General features: G+C 67.5%; 5 protein-coding genes. All 5 read left to right on the top strand.

What is annotated here, in order from left to right:
• Positions 1-574, top strand: a 574-nt coding sequence (locus FWJ67_RS10525; RefSeq protein ID WP_414482794.1) for an extracellular solute-binding protein, incomplete at its 5' end; no start/stop codon positions are given.
• Between the two features lie 123 nt (positions 575-697).
• Positions 698-1,636, top strand: a complete 939-nt coding sequence (locus tag FWJ67_RS10530; protein ID WP_414482795.1) for a carbohydrate ABC transporter permease — start codon at positions 698-700, stop codon at positions 1,634-1,636.
• The gene (locus tag FWJ67_RS10535; RefSeq protein ID WP_304173576.1) at positions 1,633-2,466 is read left to right on the top strand and encodes a carbohydrate ABC transporter permease; all 834 of its coding nucleotides are present in this window, start codon (positions 1,633-1,635) and stop codon (positions 2,464-2,466) included. The genes FWJ67_RS10530 and FWJ67_RS10535 overlap by 4 nt, the downstream gene beginning before the upstream one ends.
• Before the next feature lie 228 nt (positions 2,467-2,694).
• The gene (locus tag FWJ67_RS10540) at positions 2,695-4,425 is read left to right on the top strand and encodes an ABC transporter substrate-binding protein (protein WP_304173575.1); all 1,731 of its coding nucleotides are present in this window, start codon (positions 2,695-2,697) and stop codon (positions 4,423-4,425) included.
• A gap of 93 nt (positions 4,426-4,518) precedes the next feature.
• Positions 4,519-5,347, top strand: an 829-nt coding sequence (locus tag FWJ67_RS10545) for an ABC transporter permease (protein ID WP_414482796.1), incomplete at its 3' end; no start/stop codon positions are given.

A 5,347-nucleotide genomic window follows, 5' to 3' on the forward strand; every position in this document is an offset into this window, starting at 1 on the left:
GGAAGCGATGGAGTTCTACTTCGGCGCCTTGAAGGCGTACGCGCAGCCGTCACCCATCGAGTGGCGGCGGGAAGATCTGATCCGCCTCTTCAAGAGCGGGCGGCTCGCCATGTACACCGACCACGTCTTCAGTGTCATCGAGGCCCTGGAGGCAGGGATTGACGTGGGCGTCCAGATGGTGCCGGCGGGCCCCCAGGGCGACCGGCCCTTCGCCACGGTGGTGGTCACCGACTCCATTGCCATCCCGGCGCAGGCGCGGCATAAGGACCTGGCCGTGGAGTTCGCCATGTTCATGACCAACTTCGAAAATCAGGCCACGTGGGACATCACCCTGGGCTTCATCCCGCCCATGCCGGCCGAAGCGGAGCTGGAGGCCTTCAACCCCTGGTACTGGCAGGTCTTTATTGAGGGCCTGGAGTACGGCATCCCCCAGGCGGCCTCCATCCAGGACTGGGAGGGGGTCCAGGAAGCCCTCCTTACCGCCACCCAGAAGTACTTCCTGGGCCAGGCCGACGCGGAGACGGCCCTGAAGGAAGCGGCTCAGACCATCAACATCCTGCAGGGTGTCCAGTAACCTGGGCGCCCAGGAACGCTCAAGACCCCAGGAACCGGAAGGACCGGGCGGGGGAACCCGCCCGGCACCGTCACTCTCGACCCGACGGGTCCGGGAAGCGGTGGGAAGGATGGGGACGGGGCCATGTTCCACCGGTGGCGAGGGCCCGGGGCCCGCTGGCGGGCCCGTTGGGCGGGCGTCCTTTACGTGCTCCCCATGCTCCTCTACCTGGCCCTCTTCTTGATCTACCCCATCGGCCGGGTGCTCTACCTTTCCTTCTTCGACGTCACTTTGCTGAGCATGACGCCCCAGTGGGCCGGTTGGAGCAACTACCTTTGGGCCTTCACCTTCCGGATGCCGGGCCAGGAGGGCGTCTACTTCCTGGCCAGCCTGGGGCGGACGGTCCTCTGGGTGGGGCTCTCCCTCTTGCTCAAGGTGAGCCTGGGCTTGGCGGGGGCGATCCTCCTCCACCAAGAGCTGGCGGGCCGCCAGGTTTACCGGACCCTGGCCGTGCTGCCCTGGGGCCTCCCCTGGGCCATCGCGGCCATGACCTGGGCTTGGACCATGAACACCCAGTTCGGGCTGGTGAACGGGGTGCTTCTGCGGCTGGGGCTGGTCTCCCAGCCGGTGGCCTTCCTGGGGGCGCCGGTGGCCGCCTTCGTCAGCACCGCGGTGGCCGACGCCTGGATCGGGTTGCCCTTCATGGTGGTGATGATCCTGGCCGGTCTCCAGTCGGTGCCGGGGGACCTCCTGGATGCAGCGTTGGTCGACGGGGCCTCCCCTTGGATCCGGTTCTTCCGGGTCACCCTGCCCCTGGTCCGCCCCGTGGTGCTCACCACGGCGCTCCTCTCGACGGTCTGGACCTTCAACTCCTTCGACCCCATCTGGGTCATGACCCGGGGCGGCCCCGTCTCCGCCACCGAGACCTTGCCCATCGCCATCTACAACGTGGCCTTCCGGCTCCTCCGCTTCGGCGGGCTGGGGAAGGCCGCGGCCATGACCACGGTCCAGGTGCTGGTGGTGACGGCCATCACCCTAGGCTACCTGCAAGCCCTGCGGGGCGGGCAGGAGGGGTCCCAATGAGGAAGGGCCTGGCGAAGGTGGCCACCCACGGGCTGGTGATGCTCTTTCTCGTCTTCATGCTCCTGCCCATCTACCAGATGGTCATCACCGCGCTGAAGCCGGAGGCGGAGGCGTGGCTGGTCCCGCCCAGCCTCGTCCCCCGGCGGCCCACCCTGGAGAACTTCGCCGAGATGTTCGAGATCGTGCCCCGGCTGCCCAGGTTCCTGGGGAACAGCTTCATCTACGGGCTGGGAGTGAGCCTGGTCTCCCTCGGGGTGGCCGTGCCGGCCGCGTACGGGCTCTCCCGCCACCCGATCCCGGGCCGGCGGGGGATCCTCTTCCTCCTGGTCTACGCCAACATGTTCGCCCCCATCATGTTGCTGGTGCCGCTCTACGACATCATCCGGGTCCTGGGGCTCCTCAACACCCGCCCGGCCATGATCCTGGCGGGCTCCGTCTTCACCCTGCCGCTGTCGGTGCTGCTCCTGGCCTCGTACTTCGAGGCGGTGCCCCGGTCCCTTGAGGAGGCGGCCTGGGTGGACGGCTGCTCCCGCCTTCGGGCCCTGGGTCAGGTGGTCTTGCCCCTGGTGCTACCGGCCATGGTGGCGGTGGCCATCTACGCCTTCATCACCGGCTGGAGCCAGCAGTTCGTCCTGGCCCTGGTCCTCATCCAATCGCCGGACCTGATGCCCATCACCCAGGGGCTTTACCAGTTCTTCTCCCGCAGCTCCGTCCGCTGGCCCGAGCTGATGGCCGCCTCCTTGGTCGCGGCCTCCGTCCCCATGCTGCTGTTCATGCTGGTCCAGCGGTACATCGTCCAGGGCCTGACGGCCGGGGCCGTCAAGATGTAAGGGTGCAACCGCGGTAGAGCAGACAAGGCGGGTGGGGGATGCCCTGGCCGGGAGCGGGTTTCCTGGAAGGAGGGTGCTTGGCCCTGAGACCCGTCCGAAAAGACGGTGCCTGGTGCAGGAAAATTCTCAGAAGAAAACCAAGAATCAGACTAGAAGTCGGGTTCACGGGTGCTGCCCACGCGCGCGAATGAGGCTTTCGGTGGTGCGGGACTGAAAGGAGGTTGCCTGGTGAAGAGGTTGGCATCGGTGGCTCTAGGCTTGGCCCTCGGCCTCGGGCTCGTCGCCTGTGTTGGGGGGCAGCCGGCGGGGGCCCAGGCGCTGCCCCGGCATGAGACCTTCTCCATCTCGGGCCAGCAGTGGGGCCCTCCCACCAACTTCAACCCGGTCCACCCCAACCCCGGCTGGCCGGTGAGCCGGACCCAGAACATGACCTGGATCTATGAGTCCCTCTTCGCCTACAACATGGTCACCGGTGAGATGGAACCCCTCTTGGCCGAGACCATGGAGTGGGCCGACCCCTACACTCTTGTCGTCACCTTGCGGGAGGGCACCCGCTTCCAAGACGGCCACCCACTCACCGCCCAAGACGTGGCCTACACCTTCGAGCTGGCCCAGAGGCATCCCCTAGCCTACAGCAATCTCTGGGACGTGGGCTACCTGACGGGGATCACCGTCCAGGATGAGCGGACGCTCACCTTCCACCTCCACCCCGACCACCTCAACCCCGGCGTGGTGCTGAATGCCCTGGGGACCATCCGCATCCTGCCCGAACACCTCTGGGTGGAGGTGGAGCAGACGGGGGATGTGGCCGGCTTCGCCAACATGGAGAACCCCGTCGGCTCCGGCCCCTACAAGCTGCACAGCTACACCTCGGAGCAGATCATCCTGGAGCGGGACGACAACTACTGGGGCATCTCCTACTTCGGCATGCCGGCCCCCAAGTACGTGGTCCACCCCATCTTCCGGAGCAACGACGCGGCCAACCTGGCCTTCGAGCGGGGGCAGGTCGACCTGCACCAGACCTTCGTGCCCCAGTTCTGGACCATGAAGCAGCGGGGCGTCCCCGTCGGCGCCTGGTTCGCCGAGGAACCGTACCAGCTGCCGGCCACCACCCCGGCCCTCATCATCAACATCCAGCGCCAGCCCCTCGACAACCCCCTGGTGCGCCGGGCGCTGGCCTACAGCATCAACTATGGGCTCATCGCCCAGAATGCCATGTCCCGCTACTCGCCGCCGGCCCGCTCGAGCCTCATCGTCCCCCTGGGGGTGGCCGAGCAGCAGTACTTCGATGAAGCCCTGGTGGCCGAGTCCGGATGGGAGTACAACCCCCAGAAGGCCATCGAGATCCTCGAGCAGGAGCTGGGTGCCCGCCGGGGCCCCGACGGCATCTACGTGTTGCCTGACGGCACCCGCCTCGGCCCCTTCTACGTGGAGTGCCCCTTCGGCTGGACCGACTGGATGACAGCCCTGGAGATCGTGGCCCAGGGGGCCCAGGCGGTGGGCATCGACGTACGCACCCAGTTCCCCGAGGCCCCGGTCTGGAACACCCGCCTCAACAACGGCGACTTCGACCTGATCATGTACACGCCGGCGCCCGTATACGGGCCTAACATGCCCTGGGGCCGCTTCCACGAGGCGATGGACGGCCGGGGCGTGGCCCCCGTGGGCCAGCCCGCTTTCCGGGCCTGGAACCGGTACTTCAACGACGAGGTGAACCGGCTCCTGGACCAGGTGGCCGCCGAGACGGACCCCGCCCGGCTGGCGGAGCTGTATGGCCAGCTGGACCGGATCTACATGGAGGACGTCCCCATCATCGTCCTCATGTACCGGCCGGCCTACTTCTGGTTCTACAACGAGTCGGTCTGGACGGGCTTCCCCAACGCAGACGATCCCTACGCCCCGCCCCAGTACAACGGCGCGGGCATCCGGCTCATCTACCGGCTGAAGCCGGCCCAGTAACCGGCGGGCGGGAGGGCGGCCCCGAGGTGGCGGGCGCTCTCCCGCCCCCGTCGCCGTCGCCGGCCGGATCCCGTTCAGCAGGGGGGTAGGCCGATGAGGACCTTCCGGCGGTACGTGCTGGCCAAGGCAGGCTGGTACCTCCTGGCCCTGCTCCTGGCCATGGCCCTCAACTTCTCCCTGCCCCGGCTCATCCCGGGCAACCCGGTCACGGTCATCGTCTCCCGGACGGTGTCGGGCGACTTTCCCGCTGAATCGCTGGAGCGGATCTACACCACCTATGTCCGGGAGTTTGGCCTGGACCAGCCGGTCCACGTCCAGTTCCTGACCTATCTCGCAGGGGTCCTCCGGGGGGATTGGGGCACGTCCTTCATGCTCTACCCGGCCAAGGTGCGGGACCTCATCGGCCAAGCCCTGCCCTGGACCCTCGCCCTCCAAGTGCCCAGCATCCTGGTGGGGTGGCTCCTGGGCAACCTTCTGGGCGCGGTGGCCGCGTACACAGGCGGGCGGCTCGACACGGGCGTCTTGACGGCCTCGCTGCTCTTCTCCAACATCCCCTACTACGGCCTGGCCATCATCCTGCTCTACCTCTTGGCGGTGCAGTTGCCCCTCTTTCCCACGGGCGGCGGCTACACCTTCGGGAGCCTCCCCAACCTCTCCTGGACCTTCCTCGCCGACGCGGCCCGCCACCACGCCCTGCCGTTCCTCTCCCTGGTTCTGGTCAGCATCGGCGGCCAGGCCATCGGCATGCGGGAGATGGCCCTCTACGAGGTGAGCGCCGACTACGTCCAGTACGGCAAGATGTTGGGCCTGAGCGACCGGAAGCTGATCCGGTACGTCTTCCGGAACGCCTCCCTCCCCCAGATCACCGGCATGGCCCTCTCCCTGGGCACCATGGTGGCCGGCGCCCTGGTCACCGAGATGG

It is taken from the genome of Limnochorda sp., assembly GCF_047459355.1.
Lineage (GTDB): Bacteria > Bacillota > Limnochordia > Limnochordales > Limnochordaceae > Limnochorda.

Excerpts from the sequence above, each read along its gene's own strand:
- FWJ67_RS10530 (WP_414482795.1), top strand. The coding sequence starts at position 698 with ATGTTCCACCGGTGGCGAGGGCCCGGGGCCCGCTGGCGGGCCCGTTGG.
- FWJ67_RS10535 (WP_304173576.1), top strand. The coding sequence starts at position 1,633 with ATGAGGAAGGGCCTGGCGAAGGTGGCCACCCACGGGCTGGTGATGCTC.